Source organism: Brachybacterium sillae (assembly GCF_025028335.1).
Taxonomy (GTDB): domain Bacteria; phylum Actinomycetota; class Actinomycetes; order Actinomycetales; family Dermabacteraceae; genus Brachybacterium; species Brachybacterium sillae.
Genome location: NZ_JAFEUW010000001.1, coordinates 960,651 through 976,199, shown reverse-complemented (window position 1 = coordinate 976,199; position 15,549 = coordinate 960,651). Strand labels below are relative to the sequence as shown.

General features: G+C 67.2%; 13 protein-coding genes, 2 pseudogenes and 1 other annotated feature. Of the genes and pseudogenes, 4 read left to right on the top strand and 11 right to left on the bottom strand.

Annotation, left to right across the window (positions count from 1 at the left end; all coding sequences use genetic code 11):
- Positions 1-15 precede the first annotated feature (15 nt).
- Positions 16-1,166, bottom strand: a protein-coding gene (locus tag JSY14_RS04480) for an IS3 family transposase (RefSeq protein WP_259557557.1) whose coding sequence is annotated in 2 segments (ribosomal slippage) — positions 16-896 and positions 896-1,166 — 1,152 coding nt in all. Because the reading frame shifts where the segments join, the coding sequence is not laid out codon by codon here.
- Between the two features lie 427 nt (positions 1,167-1,593).
- Between JSY14_RS04480 and JSY14_RS04475 the strand changes: the two genes are divergently transcribed.
- Positions 1,594-2,837 (top strand): IS3 family transposase gene (locus tag JSY14_RS04475; protein ID WP_259557556.1). Its coding sequence is split into 2 segments (ribosomal slippage): positions 1,594-1,867 and positions 1,867-2,837, totalling 1,245 coding nucleotides; the frame shifts between segments, so codons are not numbered across the junction.
- Positions 1,863-1,997 (top strand) — a sequence feature (AL1L pseudoknot). (Overlaps the previous gene by 135 nt.)
- 129 nt (positions 2,838-2,966) lie before the next feature.
- Here JSY14_RS04475 and JSY14_RS04470 read toward each other — a convergent pair.
- The 9 genes and pseudogenes from JSY14_RS04470 to JSY14_RS04430 all read right to left on the bottom strand — a co-directional run bounded on the left by JSY14_RS04470 (position 2,967) and on the right by JSY14_RS04430 (position 10,740).
- A pseudogene (locus tag JSY14_RS04470) lies at positions 2,967-4,135 on the bottom strand (IS3 family transposase).
- An 81-nt stretch (positions 4,136-4,216) separates the two neighbouring features.
- Positions 4,217-4,513 carry a metal-sensitive transcriptional regulator gene (locus JSY14_RS04465; RefSeq protein ID WP_144826720.1) on the bottom strand — a complete coding sequence of 99 codons (297 nt, stop codon included), beginning with the start codon at positions 4,511-4,513 and terminating at the stop codon, positions 4,217-4,219.
- Positions 4,514-4,650: 137 nt separating this feature from the next.
- Positions 4,651-5,223, bottom strand: a complete 573-nt coding sequence (locus tag JSY14_RS04460) for a YdhK family protein (protein WP_144826719.1) — start codon at positions 5,221-5,223, stop codon at positions 4,651-4,653.
- A 35-nt stretch (positions 5,224-5,258) separates the two neighbouring features.
- Positions 5,259-7,592: a heavy metal translocating P-type ATPase gene (locus tag JSY14_RS04455; RefSeq protein WP_144826718.1), complete on the bottom strand. Its 2,334-nt coding sequence runs from the start codon at positions 7,590-7,592 to the stop codon at positions 5,259-5,261.
- Complete coding sequence (locus JSY14_RS04450) at positions 7,579-8,589, bottom strand: DUF8832 domain-containing protein (protein ID WP_259557555.1); 1,011 nt, start codon at positions 8,587-8,589, stop codon at positions 7,579-7,581. The genes JSY14_RS04455 and JSY14_RS04450 overlap by 14 nt, the downstream gene beginning before the upstream one ends.
- A complete protein-coding gene (locus JSY14_RS04445) occupies positions 8,589-8,798 on the bottom strand; it encodes a heavy-metal-associated domain-containing protein (protein ID WP_144826716.1) in 210 nt (69 codons plus the stop codon). Before JSY14_RS04445 ends, JSY14_RS04450 begins: the two co-directional genes overlap by 1 nt.
- Positions 8,799-9,011: 213 nt before the next feature.
- A complete protein-coding gene (locus tag JSY14_RS04440; RefSeq protein ID WP_144826715.1) occupies positions 9,012-9,266 on the bottom strand; it encodes a CDGSH iron-sulfur domain-containing protein in 255 nt (84 codons plus the stop codon).
- Positions 9,263-10,534, bottom strand: a complete 1,272-nt coding sequence (locus JSY14_RS04435) for an NAD(P)/FAD-dependent oxidoreductase (protein WP_144826714.1) — start codon at positions 10,532-10,534, stop codon at positions 9,263-9,265. The genes JSY14_RS04440 and JSY14_RS04435 overlap by 4 nt, the downstream gene beginning before the upstream one ends.
- Positions 10,531-10,740, bottom strand: a complete 210-nt coding sequence (locus JSY14_RS04430; protein ID WP_144826713.1) for a ferredoxin — start codon at positions 10,738-10,740, stop codon at positions 10,531-10,533. Before JSY14_RS04430 ends, JSY14_RS04435 begins: the two co-directional genes overlap by 4 nt.
- A gap of 282 nt (positions 10,741-11,022) precedes the next feature.
- On the opposite strand from JSY14_RS04430, the gene JSY14_RS04425 reads away from it, so the two are divergent.
- From JSY14_RS04425 to JSY14_RS04415, 3 genes and pseudogenes are all read left to right on the top strand, one after another.
- A complete protein-coding gene (locus JSY14_RS04425; RefSeq protein ID WP_144826712.1) occupies positions 11,023-11,232 on the top strand; it encodes a heavy-metal-associated domain-containing protein in 210 nt (69 codons plus the stop codon).
- 131 nt (positions 11,233-11,363) lie between these two features.
- Complete coding sequence (locus JSY14_RS04420; protein WP_259557553.1) at positions 11,364-12,719, top strand: MFS transporter; 1,356 nt, start codon at positions 11,364-11,366, stop codon at positions 12,717-12,719.
- Positions 12,720-12,938: 219 nt separating this feature from the next.
- A pseudogene (locus tag JSY14_RS04415) lies at positions 12,939-14,107 on the top strand (IS3 family transposase).
- Between the two features lie 108 nt (positions 14,108-14,215).
- Here the strand turns inward: JSY14_RS04415 and JSY14_RS04410 are convergent.
- Positions 14,216-15,463 (bottom strand): IS256 family transposase, encoded by a 1,248-nt coding sequence (locus JSY14_RS04410; RefSeq protein WP_259557552.1) that lies wholly within the window; start codon positions 15,461-15,463, stop codon positions 14,216-14,218.
- Positions 15,464-15,549 lie beyond the last annotated feature (86 nt).

Below are 15,549 nucleotides of genomic sequence, written 5' to 3'. Positions count from 1 at the left end.
TCTGAGCCGCCCCCTTCATTCGGTCCGGACGTTCTGTGAGTCGTCGGTTTCCATTTGATGGGTGCACTGCCGAGCGTACTCGGCTGGGGTTAGGTAGCCGAGCGAGGAGTGCCGGCGGTGGTGGTTGTACTCGTCCTTCCAGTCGCCGATGATGACCTGTGCGTGCAGCAGCGAGTAGAAGCTGTTGATGTTGAGGCACTCGTCGCGGATCCGGCTGTTGAACGACTCGACGTACCCGTTGCGCCACGGCGAGCCCGGAGGGATGTAGGACAGGCCGGTGCGGGTGCCAGCCCAGTCGGCCATCGCCTCGCTGATGAACTCCGGCCCGCTGTCCGACCTGAGCACCGCCGGGGCGCCCCGGGCGGCGACGAGGTCCTCGAGGTGGGCGGTGAGTCGGTCGGCGGTAATCGAGCGCTCCACGAGCCCGCCGATGCACTCCCGGGTGTGTTCGTCGACGATCGAGCAGATCTTGATCAATCGTCCGTGCTCGTCGGCGTCGAACTGGAAGTCCACCGCCCACACCACGTTCGGCGCGTCCGCCGTCGGCGCGTCGACGGTCGAGGACCCGACGCGCTTGCGTCGACGCCGCTGCGGGCCCCGGAGCCCTTCGTCACGCCACAGGCGTTGGATCTTCTTGTGGTTCACCACCCACCCCTCGGCGCGGGCGTCGTGATACGCCCGCCGATACCCGTAGCGGGGATGGTCCTTCGCCCAGGCGCGCAGCCACTCCCTGAGCGCCCGATCCGGGTCCGTGACCGTGTCGCCCTTGAGCGGTCGCCGGTACGCGCAGCGGCTCAGCCCGACCAGACGGCACGCCATCCGTTCGCTCACCCGCAACTTGCGCTTGAGGTGATCGACGGCGGCGCGGCGCCTGTCCGGGCTTAGAAGTTTCCCTCAGCCAGCTCCTTGAGCGCGGCCTTCTCCAGCTCCGCTTCCGCGAGCAGACGCTTCAGGGTCGCGTTCTGCTTCTCCAGCTCCTTCAGGCGCTTTGCGTCGTCGGCCTTGAGGCCGCCGTACTGGTTCCGCCACCGGTAGTACGTCTGCTCGGACACCCCCAGCTCCCGGCACACCGCCGCGACGTCCTGACCATCGGTGAGCATCCTGTCGGCCTGCCCGAGCTTACGGACGACCTGCTCCGGGGTGTGACGCTTCCTGCTGTTCGTCATGATCTGACCAGTCTCCCTGCCCGCGACCGCGGGCAACAGGACGACTCTCATAACGACTGGACCTACGAAACGGGGTCAGCCCAATGAGTGGTTCGCGGTCTGACCCAGGACCAGGGACTGGGCCGTCACCGATTGGAACGGGCCGACGCCGGGATGTCATGGTCCCCGTCGGCCCGTTCCACTATTGCATCCACTCTTGAGGGTGGAGCGTTCCAGACAGTTCAGCGTGGTGATCACCAACGCGTCGGCCTGACGGAGTTGAGTCCCTGATAGTGGTGTAACCCTCCCCGGCCGCCAACACCGTCCCCAGCATGGACGCGGTCACCGTGGGAGCCTTCGAGTGAACCTTCCACAGCACTCTCGAAAGGGACATTGAAGCGTCCCGGGTGTGATGCCGCTTCCTTTCGAGTTCGAGAGGATGTTGTTCATGCCGAAGAAGTTCGATCCCGAGGTGAAGGACCGCGCGGTGCGGATGGTCCTGGACCGTGTCGAGGAAGCCGGGTCAGTCACGAAGGCCGTGGCTTTGGTGTCGCCGAAGGTCGACGTGGGGCGCGAGACCTTGCGCCGCTGGGTCTGTCAGCACCGCGTCGACGCCGGCCTCAAGGACGGGCCGACCAGCGATGACCTGGCCGAGCTCAAGCGCCTGCGCGGCGAGGTCAAACGATTGCGGGAGGACAACGAGATCCTGCGCAAGGCCTCGATTTTCTTCGCGGGGGAGCTCGACCCCCGCAACCGATGATCATGGGATTCATCGATCAGATGCGCGCCAAGGGGCATGCGGTCGAGTCGATCTGCAGGGTGCTCCGTCAGGAGGGCTGTCAGATCGCCGCACGCACCTACCGGGCGTGGCGCCGCCGCAGCGCGTCGGCTCGTGACACGTCCGACGCGGTCCTGCTCAACGTCCTGCACGACCTTGTCGGCACCCCGGAAGGGCTGTACGGGCGTCGGAAGATGACCGCGTGGCTGCGTCGACAAGGTCACCAGGTCGGCGCCGGTCGTGTGGACCGGCTCATGCGGGTTGCGGGGATGAACGGTGTGCGTCGAGGCAGGCCAGTGCGCACCACCGTCCCGGCCAAGGACGGCTGCCGTGCCGGTGACCTGCTCAATCGAGACTTCACCGCGGCCGCGCCGAACACGAAGTGGGTCGCGGACTTCACCTATGTGCGCACGTGGGCGGGCTTCGTATACGTCGCGTTCGTGCTGGACTGCTACTCGCAGAGAATCCTCGCCTGGCATGCCGCGACGGCCAAGACGACCCCGCTGGTCCTGACCCCGCTGCGGATCGCGTTGTGGGACCGTGACCGGCACGGGCACCCTGTGCAGCCCGGCGAGCTGATCGCGCACAGCGATGCCGGGTCGCAGTACACGAGCCTTCGCTTCGCCGAGCACCTGGCCGCCGAGGGCATCGCCGCGTCCATCGGGACCGTCGCCGATGCGTATGACAACGCGCTCATGGAATGCGTCATCGGTTTGTACAAGACCGAGTGCATCACCACCACGATCTTCCACAACGGCCCGTACAAGACCATCGCCGACGTCGAGTACGCCACCGCCGGATGGGTCGAGTGGTACAACAATCGAAGGCTCCACTCGTCCCTGGCTATGACCACCCCGGCCGAGTACGAGACTGCCTACTACGCCGCCCTCAACCGAGAGCTGGCACCCACATAGGAGCGGCACGAAACCCGGGACGCTTCATTCTTGGCACTGCTCATGGGGGGATCTCCTCAAAAAACCATTCAGTCCTCGTCAGGAACGAGGGACTGCTGAAGGTTCGGTTGACACTTCGGGTGTGGTGGTTCAGGCCGCTTTCGTCGGCCAGTAGATGGTCTCAAACTCGACCGGTGTCGTCTTTCCAAGGGCGCGCTGCCGGCGTCGGCGGTGGTAGGTCCGTTCGATCCAGGTGACGATCGCCAGCCGCAGCTCAGCGCGGCTGCTCCACCGGCGGCTGTTCAGGACGTTCTTCTGCAGGAGGGCGAAGAAGGACTCCATCGCGGCGTTGTCCGCGCTGGAGGCCACCCGTCCCATCGACCCGACCAGTCCGGCCCGGTGCAAGGCGGTGACGTAGGGCCGAGCACGGAACTGGCTGCCCCTATCGGCGTGCACCACGCAGCCGGTGACCTCGCCCGGGCCGCGGCGGGCGACGGCCATCTCGAGGGCGTCAACCGCGAGGGCGGCCGGCATCCGGTCGTCGATCGAGTAGCCGACGATCCGGCGCGCCCACACGTCCTTGACCGCGCACAGGTACAGCTTCCCCTCGGCGGTGGCGTGCTCGGTGATGTCGGTCAGCCACAACCGGTTCGGGCCTGTCGCGGTGAAGTCCCGCTCGACGAGGTCATCGTGCACGGGCGGGCCCGGCTTCTTCCACCGGCCACGAGTGCGGGCGTGGGCGGAGACGATCTGTGCTTGGGAGCAGATCTTCCACACCCGCCGCTCCGAGATCTCGTGCCCGGCCGCGGCGAGCTCGTCGGCGATGAACCGGTACCCGAACCCAGGGTCGTCACGGTGGACCTCGAACGCGGCGTTCATCGCGTAGGCGTCGACCAGGTCCCGCTCGCTGACCGGGTCGGCGCACCAGGCATAGAACGCCTGGGTCGAGAACTTCAGCACCCGGCAGGTCACCGTCACGGGGATCCCGTCGACGGCAAGGTCACGGACCAGCGGGTAGGTCATTTTGGGCTCTGACCCAGCCTCAAGTTCGCCTGCGACAGGTACGCCGCGGCGCGGCGCAGGACCTCGTTCTCCTGCTCCAGTAAGCGGATCTTCTTCCGCGCCTCGCGCAGCTGCTCGTTCTCGGCCTTGGTCACGCCGGGACGGTGGCCGTCCTCGACATCGGCCTGATGGAGCCAGTTGCGTAGGCAGGACTCGGAGATCCCGAAGTCCTTGGCGAGCTGAGCGATCGGGGCCTCGCCACGACGGGCGACCGCGACCACGTCGTCACGGAACTCCTTGGGGTGTGCTGCAGGCATGTCGACATCCTTCCAGCGGGGACCTCATGTCCCCACAGATCAGGTGTCAACCGAACCTTCAGCAGTCCCTGCCCGCGACGCCTAGGACTTCACGAGTCGGCTGATGGCGGCGAAGGACTCGGTGAGCTTCTGGTCCACTTCGTCGGACCCGTTCTGGATCGCCTCGGCGACGCAGTGTTTGAGGTGGTCGTTGAGGAGCCCGAGCGCGACGCCTTCGAGTGCTGCGGTGATCGCACTGATCTGGGTGAGGATGTCGATGCAGTAGGCGTCTTGTTCGACCATCCGATGGATCCCGCGGGTTTGTCCCTCGATGCGCTTCATCCTTGCCAGGTAGCGGCTCTTGTCGTTGATGTAGCCAAACGCCGGTGTCGTGGTCATGGTGGTGTCTTTCTCTGAAAGCGTCGGCGTCTCGGTGCCGGCTGCGCGATGGTCAGATCGCCCCGTTGACCTACCTGCCGCGAGGACGCGGTTCAGCAGGTGAACGGGGCGATGAGGGTGGGACGGCCGTTGTCCGGTTAGGAGGTGGGCTGCATCTCGCTCTCGGTGACCCATTTGTGGTTGGTCATGGTCATGCCGTCGGCTTCGTAGTCGACGACGTAGACGGTCTCGTCGGTTGACGAGGCGATCGTGGCCTCAGCTCCGTTCATGCCGTCCATATGGTCGGCCGCGAGGGTCACCGTGCTGCCGTCCGGCAGCCGCGCGTCCTCGACGCCGCCGAGCTCCTCGTGGACGACCCACTTGTGGTCGGTGACCGGTGCGCCGCCGGTGGTGGGCGTGTAGTCCACGGAGTAGGCGTAGGTGTCGTAGGCGCCCACCACGGTCGCTCTCGCCCCGTTCATGCCGTCCATGTGATCGGCGGTGAGGATCACCTCGGTGCCGACCGGGTAGGCCGGGTCGGTGGCATCCGTCATGCCCTCAGGCACGGGGCCGCCATCGGTCGGGTGGTCCATGTCCCCGTGACCACCGGAGGCCTCTTGGCTCTGTGTCGGCGAGGGATCGGCGAGCGGATCGCTGGTGGCACAGCCGGCCAGCAGCACGGCCCCGCCGATGACGCCCATAGTGGCCAGTGTCGCGAGTCGTTTGTTCATTGAAGAAGTCCCTTTCGGATCGATGTGCGTGGGGTTCAGGCCATCGCGGGTTCGCGTTCGGGCGCGGCCTGAGCAGGGCCGGCGTCTCCGCTGTCGTCGGCGCGGGCTTTGAAGGTGCGCAGCCTGAGGCTGTTGGAGACGACGAACACGCTGGACAGTGCCATCGCGGCACCGGCGAGCATGGGGTTGAGCAGCCCGAACGCCGCCAGCGGGATCGCGGCGGAGTTGTAGGCGAAGGCCCAGAACAGGTTCGTCTTGATCGTGCCCAAAGTTTTCCGCGACAACCGGATGGCGTCAGCAGCAGCCCGCAGGTCGCCGCGGACCAGGGTGATGTCGGCGGCCTCGATCGCGACGTCGGTGCCGGTACCCATCGCCAGGCCGAGATCGGCCTGAGCGAGGGCGGGGGCGTCGTTGACGCCGTCGCCGACCATCGCCACGACCTTGCCCTGGCTCTGGAGTTCGGTGACGACATCGACCTTGTCCTTCGGCAGGACCTCGGCATACACCTGATCGATGCCAACTTCGGCGGCCACCTGCTCGGCCACGGTCTGGTTGTCCCCGGTCAACAGCACCGGGGTCAGCCCCAGCTCCTTGAACTGCGCGATCGCCTGCGCGCTGGTGGGCTTGATCCGGTCCGAGACCACCAGCACCCCACGCGCCTGGCCGTCCCAGCCGATGGCGATCGCAGTCTTGCCCTCGGCCTCGGCGGCCTGCTTCGCGGCCCGCAGTTCCTCGTCCAGGTGCTGAGACCAGTCGGCAAGCAGGGACTCGCGTCCGGCAAGCACGGCGTGGCCGTCGATGACGCCCTGCACGCCCTTGCCTTCGATGTTCTCGAAGGATTCCGGGGTGGGCAGTTCGCCGACCTCGGCAGTGGCCCCGGCGGCGATGGCCTGGGCGATGGGGTGCTCGGAAGCGTCCTCCAACCCGCCTGCCAGTCGCAGCAACTCGGCCCGGTCGACTCCGTCGGCGGTGATGACATCGGTGAGGGTCATCTTGCCGGTGGTCACGGTGCCGGTCTTGTCCAGCACAATCGTGTCGACCTTGCGGGTGGATTCCAGGACTTCGGGGCCCTTGATGAGCACGCCCATCTGCGCGCCGCGTCCGGTGCCGACCAGCAGCGCGGTCGGCGTGGCGAGGCCGAGGGCGCAGGGGCAGGCGATGATGAGCACCGCCACGGCGGCGGTGAACCCGGCCGCGAGCGGGAACCCGGCACCGATCCACGCGCCCAGGGTGGCGACGGAGATCGCGATCGCGATCGGTACGAACACGCCGGAGACCTTGTCGGCCAGGCGCTGGACCTCGGCCTTGCCGGACTGGGCGTCCTCGACGAGCTTGGCCATCTGCGCCAGCTGCGTGTCCGAGCCGACGCGGGTGGCCTTGATGACCAACCGGCCGCCGGCGTTCACGGTGGCTCCGGTGACGTTGTCGCCGACGGCGACCTCAACAGGCACGGATTCGCCGGTGAGCATGGAGGCGTCAATCGCAGAGGACCCGGAGGTGATGACCCCGTCGGTGGCGATCTTCTCACCAGGACGGACCACGAACTCATCCCCGACCGACAGTTCCTCGATCGGCACCCGCGTCTCGACACCGTCGCGGAGGATCGCGACCTCTTTCGCACCAAGCTCCAACAGGGCCCGCAGCGCGGCCCCGGCACGACGCTTGGAGCGCTTCTCGAAGTAGCGGCCGAGCAGGATGAAGGTGATCACCCCGGCCGCGACCTCCAGATAGATCGAGGACAATCCGTCGGTGCGGGCGATGGTGAACTCGAACGCGTGCGTCATGCCGCGGTCTCCGGCGGTGCCGAAGAACAGCGCCACCAGCGACCACAACAGCGCCGCAGTGGTGCCCACCGAGATGAGGGTGTCCATGGTCGCGGTGCCGTGCTTGAGGTTCATCCACGCCGCCCGATGGAACGGCCAACCCGCCCACACCACCACCGGCGCAGCCAGCACCAGGGAAGCGAATCCCCAATAGTCGAACTGCAACGCCGGGACCATCGCCAGCGCGATCACCGGCACCGCGAGCACTGCCGAGACGATCAGCCGGGTCCGCAGGGTACGCAGCTCGGCGTCCTCGGCCGACTCACCCTCACCGTCGCTGCTGCCCGCGCCTGCCTGGTTCTTCGGGGCGGGGAGGGCGGCGGTGTAGCCGGTCTTCTCGACCTCGGCGATGAGCAGCTGCGGGTCGTAGCCGTCGGGGGCGGTGACGCTGGCCTTCTCGGTCGCGTAGTTCACGCTCGCGGTGATGCCGTCGAGCTTGTTGAGCTTCTTCTCGATCCGGTTCGCGCACGACGCGCACGTCATGCCCCCGATCTGCAACTCCACACTGCTACCGGCCGCGCTCGTTGTGGTCTCAGCCGTGCTCATGATCGCCACCTTCCTCCTGTGGCTCGGACTCCTCGCCCTCACCGGATCCCGACGAATCTGAGGATCCGGACGTCGTAGAACCACCGGTGGTCTCGAGGACCAACGGGGCGCTATGGACCTGCCCATCAACCTGGAAGTCGAAATACAGCAGGTAGCGGCCCGGGTTCGGGATGGTCGCCTCGAACACCACCTCCGGCCCCGAGGTCTCGCCCGCGGCCGGCGCGTCACCGTGCGGGTGCACGTGCAGGTAGGCCAGGTCCCCATCGCGCAGCGCGACCAGGTGACCAAACGCCCCCAGATACGGCTCCAACTCTGTGACCGGCTCACCGTCACGAGACACCGACAGTGTCAACGGCGACCCCTCACCGGCCACCAGGTCACCGGTCACCGTCACGGTGTACCCATCGACCTCAACCTCAGTGACCGGGCCGGTCGCAGGCTGGGCCTCGACCTCGCCGGAGACACTCACTGTGGTCGACAAGGTCAGGCCCTCACCGGTGGCTCCGGGGACGAAGTCTGCGAACACTCGGTAGGAGCCGGCCTCGGCCCACTCCCAGGGAATCGACCACGTGCCGTCAGCAGCCCGTTCGGGGTGGACGTGACGGAACTGCTGACCATCGGCGCGCACCACGATCAGGTGCAGCTCCTTCTCATGCTCCAGATCGAAATCGGTCACCGCCTGACCGTCATCGTCGCGCACGACCAGGCTCAGCTCACCTGTCTCACCAACCTGGGCCGGTGCACTCACATCGGTGAGGGCGAACCCGTTCTCCGCCTGAGCCAGGCCGAGCGCGGACGCTCCGCTGCCTGAGTGATCCATGCCTTCCATATCGCCTTCTCCTGTCGTCTCGTTCTCGTTCATGCCCGCATGACCAGCGGGAGTGCTCCAGTTGTCCACGGTGGACTGGGGCACGACCGTGTTCGCGGTCACCGCCGCCGTGGCGAACACTGCGGCCAGGCCCAGCCCGAACAAGCTCAGTTTCAGAGGGGTCCGCATCAGGTCCGCACCGCCTCATACCCGGCCTCATCGACCGCGGCCAGGACCGCCGCGTCATCGATCGGGCCCTCGGCGGTGACCGCCAGGTGCCCGTCGTTGGCGCTGACCTCGATGCCGGTGACCCCAGCGATCTGCTCGACCTCCGTGCGGATCGCGACCTCGCAATGGCTGCAGCTCATCCCGGTCACGGCGTACGTGTTCGTGTTCATCGTCCTTGTCCTCTCTCGATACGTACAACTATACCCCCTAGGGGTATTAACAGTAGGGTGTGCGGGGATATTCCGCCCGGGTCGGCTTCGCGCGGTCCAGGCGCTTAGTCAGGGCGTGGTGAAGCGCCGCGGTGGCGCATCCGAGCAGGCAGCGCAGTCCCGTCCGGACCATTGGTGATTGGCTCGTGTGGGCGAGTGCTGTTCGCAGGTGGCTCATGTGGTCTCCTGGTCGCTGGCGCGTCCGGTGGCGGTGAAGCCTTCGCGTTTGTGGCTGCCGTCGCAGAACGGTTTCGTGGCCGAGTGCCCGCAGCGACACAGGAACGCGGTGCGCCCAGGGAAGTCGTAGGCGTCGCCGTTGTGGTCGACGACCTGGAAGGAGCCCTTGATCTGCAGGGGGCCGTCATCGACGGTCTTGATCGTCGCCTGAGGCTGCTGAGTCTGCTCGGATCCTGGGGTGCTGGTGGTCATGTCTCCTCCTGCGTGGTTGACACGGCGCTCGGGCCGCCGCCATCGGTGATGGCCTGGGGTGGGTTCTCACGTTGCGTGGCCGTGGCGATGGCGCGGCGGTAGCGGGCTAGGCTCCGAGTGGTGCCGACTCCGGCCGCGCCCACCGTCTGCTGGTTGCGGGTGTAGGCGATGAGGAAGCGTCCCTCGGAAGGGTCGCCTTCGACGACGGTGGCGTAATCGGCCAGGTGCGGCAGGCCCACGGCGAGGATCTTCTGGTCGTACTGATCGGACCAGAACGACGGCACCGCAGCATGCCGAACCACGGGAGCCGTGTTGCTGAGGTCGGCGAGCAGCGTTGCGGCGGCGGTCTTGGCGTGCTCGTTGGCGTTCGACCAGTGCTCGACCCGGACGGACTCGACGGGGAACAAGGGGTGTGGGGAGCGGGCCACGTCTCCTGCTGCGACGATTCCCGACACAGGGACCCTCGCCCGGTCGAGCACGCGAAGGCCAGCATCAGTGTGGACGCCGTCGCCGGTGAGAATTTCAGTGTCGTCGAGCCATTCGGTGTTGGGGATGGCTCCGATGGCAGCGACCACGAGGTCGGCCTCGATGACTTCCCCGCCCGCCAGCCTCACCCGATATCCATCAGGGGTATCGGTGACCTCATGTGCACCCTGACCGGCCCGGACATCGACACCGTGCCGCCAGTGGAGGTCGGCCACGAAGCGGCCCATCGTCTGCCCCAGGGCGCGTGTCAGCGGGTTCGATTCGCGGGCGATGAGGGTGACCTGCCAGCCGAGCTCGCGGGCTGAGGCAGCGAGCTCGGTGCCGATGAAACCGGCACCGATGACCACCAGGCGCCCGGCACGCCCCGTCAGTGCTGCCCGGAGTCGTCGGGCGTCGTGGATCGAGCGGATCGTCGGCACCCGCACGGAACCCGGTAGAGTCCGGGCGCGCAGCCCGGTGGCGATGACGAGTCCATCGAACCCCAGCGAGACACCGCCGCGCAGATGCAGGACCCGCTCTCGCGCCGACAGTCCTGCCGCCTCGGCGGTGACGCGCTCATCGGCATCCAGTTCGGCGGCACGAGGAAGGCGTATGTCGGCCTCGGAGTGGGTGCCGGTCAGGAATCCTTTGCTCAGCGGTGGCCGGTCGTGATCGCACTCGGGGTCTCGGTCGAGCATCGTCACTCGGCCATCAAAACCGGCATCGCGAAGGGCGGCGACCGTGCGGATCCCGGCCAGGCCGCCACCGGCGACCACCACATGCTGCCCAGTACTCGACCTCACGGTGCTCCTCCCGCGGGGTCGTCATGGAGAGTGAGGGCCTGGACGGGGCAGGCGCTCACCGCGTCTTCGACATCAGCACGCAACGACTCATCGGGGAACGAAGCGACATGGAGCACCCCATCGTCGTCGAGGTCGAAGACCTCCGGAGCGCTGAGCACGCACAGACCGTTGGACTCACACCGTTGACGATCCACTTCCACTCGCACGGCCACTCCTTCCACTCACCAACACAACTGCATCATCGATGTACGACTTGACTGATACCCTACAGGGGTATAGCTTGTTGTCAAGTGGAATTCGCGCACGAGAGTACAGGTTGACGTGAGGGCGGCGACCTGGCCGGTGCGACGAGCCCCACCAGCGTGGGATTCACCCCACGACGCCAGGCGCCTCCGTCACGGAGGCGCCTGGCCCCGCCCTCGCGGTGGGACACCTGCGGACGCCCGTCCGCAGGGATGCAGAAGGAACGAGACGAGGAGTCGCATCTCATGAGCACGAGCACCTACACCGTTGAAGGAATGACTTGTGGCGGCTGCGCCGGCAAGGTCACCAGTCAGGTCGAGCAGATTCCTGGCGTCACCGACGTCGATGTCGATCTGGCCACCGGTGGCATCACCCTGAGCGCGGACACCCCGGTCAGCGATGACGCCGTGAAGACGGCGGTCGAACAGGCGGGCTACAAGCTCGCCGCTTCCTGACCCGCGCTCCTCCGCGCCCCGGCCCGCGACCACCCAAATCCTTGCGCGGCCGGGGCGCGGCACGTCACCCGACCACAACAAAGTCTGGTGAGTGGAGCACGAGCAACGATCACACGCCTGGGAGGCACCCCATGAAACTCTTCGCGATTCGCGACTACCGGCACCTGTTCGGTGCGCAGATCATCGCTCTGTTCGGCACCGGGCTTGCGACCGTCGCGCTTGGCCTGCTCGCCTACGAGCTCGCCGGCCCCAGCGCGGGTGCGGTGCTGGCGACCGCGTTGACGATCAAGATGGTGATGTACGTCGTCATCGCCCCTATCGCCGGGGCCTACGCGGATCGGCTGCCCAGGCGGGCCTTCCTGACTTTGCTCGACATCGTGCGTGCCGGAGTCGTGCTGGTGCTGTCGTTCGTGACCGAGGTGTGGCAGATCTACGTCCTCGTCGGGGTGCTCCAGGCGGCGTCTGCGGCGTTCACCCCGACGTTCCAGGCCGTCATCCCCGATATCGTCACCGAGGAGTCCCAGTACACGCGCGCGCTGTCGGCATCTCAGGTCGCCTCGACCATGGAGAGTCTGCTCAGTCCCGTGCTCGCTGCCGTCGCACTGACGTTCATGACGTTCAACTGGCTGTTCGTCGGGACCGCGGTCGGGTTCATCGTCTCCGCTGGGCTGGTGCTGTCCACTCGGATCCCGAATGCGTCCCCGAGCGGGCAGACCCGCGTCTGGGACCGCATCTCCTCGGGCATCCGCACCTTCGGCGCCACACCCCGGCTCCGCGGAGTGCTCGCCCTGAATCTCGTGGTGGCTGCGGCCGGGTCGATCGTGGTCGTCAACACCGTCAACTACGTCCGCGATGTGCTCGGCGGCTCCGAATCCGAGGTCGCCTGGATGCTCGCCGCCTCAGGCGGTGGCACCCTCATCGTCGCCCTGACTCTGCCGAAGGTCCTCGACCGCATCTCCGACCGACCGGTCATGCTCACCGGCGCCACCGTACTCGTCGTCGGCGTACTTGCCGCGATCACCATGACCCTGGTGGGCATCGTCTCGTGGGCGGTCACTGCACCGATCTGGGTGCTCATCGGCGCAGGCATGGCACTGATCATCACCCCCACCGGCAGGGTCATTCGCGCCTCGGTGGACGCCCCGGCCCTGCCGGCCGCGTTCGCGGCGCAGTTCTCCCTGTCGCACCTGGCCTGGCTCATCACCTATCCGATCGCCGGGTGGATCGGCACCGCTTCCGGCCTCGGACCCGCCTGGATCACCCTCGGTGCCCTTGCCCTCATCGGCGCGATCGCAGCACCACTGCTCTGGCGAGGTGAGCCGACCCCAGCGACCGACATGGCCACCCCGCCCGAGCATCACGTCGATGCAGACACCGGCCGCACTGCTGTTTTGCAGCCTGCCGGAGCACCATCACCTAGTGGGAGTGACACGGCGGCAGAGGGAACTCTCATCGCTGGGCAGTGCTCCTGCGTCCGCCCCGTCTAACAGGGCTAAGATTCGCCGCCCCGGCTGGCCGAGGTCAGTCTGTGGCGGCGAATGCCGGGGCCAGGGTGGCGTTGATGAAGCGGGGAGCGTCGGCAGGTCGGAGCCTGCCCGCTGCCGATTCCGCGGCGGCGGCGTTCATCGCCGCATGAGGGGACTGCTGAAGGTTCGGTTGACACCTGATCTGTGGGGACATGAGGTCCCCGCTGGAAGGATGTCGACATGCCTGCAGCACACCCCAAGGAGTTCCGTGACGACGTGGTCGCGGTCGCCCGTCGTGGCGAGGCCCCGATCGCTCAGCTCGCCAAGGACTTCGGGATCTCCGAGTCCTGCCTACGCAACTGGCTCCATCAGGCCGATGTCGAGGACGGCCACCGTCCCGGCGTGACCAAGGCCGAGAACGAGCAGCTGCGCGAGGCGCGGAAGAAGATCCGCTTACTGGAGCAGGAGAACGAGGTCCTGCGCCGCGCCGCGGCGTACCTGTCGCAGGCGAACTTGAGGCTGGGTCAGAGCCCAAAATGACCTACCCGCTGGTCCGTGACCTTGCCGTCGACGGGATCCCCGTGACGGTGACCTGCCGGGTGCTGAAGTTCTCGACCCAGGCGTTCTATGCCTGGTGCGCCGACCCGGTCAGCGAGCGGGACCTGGTCGACGCCTACGCGATGAACGCCGCGTTCGAGGTCCACCGTGACGACCCTGGGTTCGGGTACCGGTTCATCGCCGACGAGCTCGCCGCGGCCGGGCACGAGATCTCGGAGCGGCGGGTGTGGAAGATCTGCTCCCAAGCACAGATCGTCTCCGCCCACGCCCGCACTCGTGGCCGGTGGAAGAAGCCGGGCCCGCCCGTGCACGATGACCTCGTCGAGCGGGACTTCACCGCGACAGGCCCGAACCGGTTGTGGCTGACCGACATCACCGAGCACGCCACCGCCGAGGGGAAGCTGTACCTGTGCGCGGTCAAGGACGTGTGGGCGCGCCGGATCGTCGGCTACTCGATCGACGACCGGATGCCGGCCGCCCTCGCGGTTGACGCCCTCGAGATGGCCGTCGCCCGCCGCGGCCCGGGCGAGGTCACCGGCTGCGTGGTGCACGCCGATAGGGGCAGCCAGTTCCGTGCTCGGCCCTACGTCACCGCCTTGCACCGGGCCGGACTGGTCGGGTCGATGGGACGGGTGGCCTCCAGCGCGGACAACGCCGCGATGGAGTCCTTCTTCGCCCTCCTGCAGAAGAACGTCCTGAACAGCCGCCGGTGGAGCAGCCGCGCTGAGCTGCGGCTGGCGATCGTCACCTGGATCGAACGGACCTACCACCGCCGACGCCGGCAGCGCGCCCTTGGAAAGACGACACCGGTCGAGTTTGAGACCATCTACTGGCCGACGAAAGCGGCCTGAACCACCACACCCGAAGTGTCAACCGAACCTTCAGCAGTCCCGATCTTGATCGGTCAAGTCCCTGGAAGTGGTGTAACCGTCTTCGAGGTTGTAGGGGGCTTGTACCTGTCAGGTCTGCAGGGTCGGCATCACCTCCGTGCTCATCACGGTCTCTTGCTCCGTGGTCAGGGGCTCACGGCACCGGGCGAGCAGTTCCAGGCCGAGATACCGGCGGCCTTCGGCCCGTTCATCGGTCTGCTCGGCCAACACAGCCCCGACCAGACGCACCACGGCATCCCGGTTCGGGAAGATGCCCACCGAGTCCGTGCGGCGCCGGACCTCCCGGTTCAGCCGCTCGGCAGGGTTGTTCGACCAGATCTGGGACCACACGTCCCTCGGGAACGAGGTGAACGCGAGGATGTCCTCCCGTGCTGCATCGAGGTGCCCAGCCACCGCGGGCAACCTGTCCTGCACGTAGTCCAACAGGCGCTCGAACTGGGCGTGCACGGCCGGCCCGTCGGGCTGGTCGTACACGCTGTGCAGCATGGCCTTCACCGCCGGCCACATGCTCTTCGGGGTCACGGCCATCAGATTCGCCGCGTCATGGGTGCGGCAGCGTTGCCACACGGCCCCGGGCAGGTTCGCCGCCACTGCTTCCACGAGGCCGCGATGGGAGTCCGAGGTCACCAGTGCCACCCCGGCCAGCCCCCGGGCCACCAGGTCCGCGAAGAACTCGTTCCACCCCGCCCCGGACTCCGTGGTGGCCACCCTCAGCCCGAGGACCTCGCGGCGCCCGTCCGCGTTGACCCCGGTGGCGACCATGGCCACCGCGTTGACCACACGCCCGCCCTCACGCACCTTCATGGTCAGGGCGTCGGCGGCGAGGAACACGAACGGGCCGGCCTCGCCCAGCGGCCGGTGACGGAAAGCCTCGATGTGCTCGTCCAACTCCTGTGCCATCCGGCTGACCTGGGACTTCGAGAGCGAGTCGATGCCGAGCTGACGTACGAGCTTGTCCATGCGCCGGGTCGAGACCCCGGCCAGGTAGCAGTCCGCGACCACGGTGATCAACGCGGACTCGGCCCGTTTGCGGCGCTCGAGGAGCCATTCGGGGAAGTACGTGCCGGCCCGGAGTTTGGGGATGGCCACATCGATCGTGCCGGCGCGGGTGTCCAGGGGTCGGTGGCGGTAGCCGTTGCGCTGCGCTGTCCGGTGTTCGGAGGGCTTGCCGTACTCGGCCCCGCAGACCGCGTCAGCGTCGGCGGAGAGCAGTGCGTTGATCACGGTCTGCAGCAGGTGGCGCAACAGATCGGGAGAGGCCTCCCCGAGAGCTTCGCGCAGCAGCCGTTCAGGGTCGACAATATGAGGAGCGGTCATCGTGGTGATGTCCTTTCGAGAGTGCTGTGGAAGGTTCGCTCGAAGGCTCCCACGGTGACCGCGTCCGTCTCGAAGATGGTCGTGGC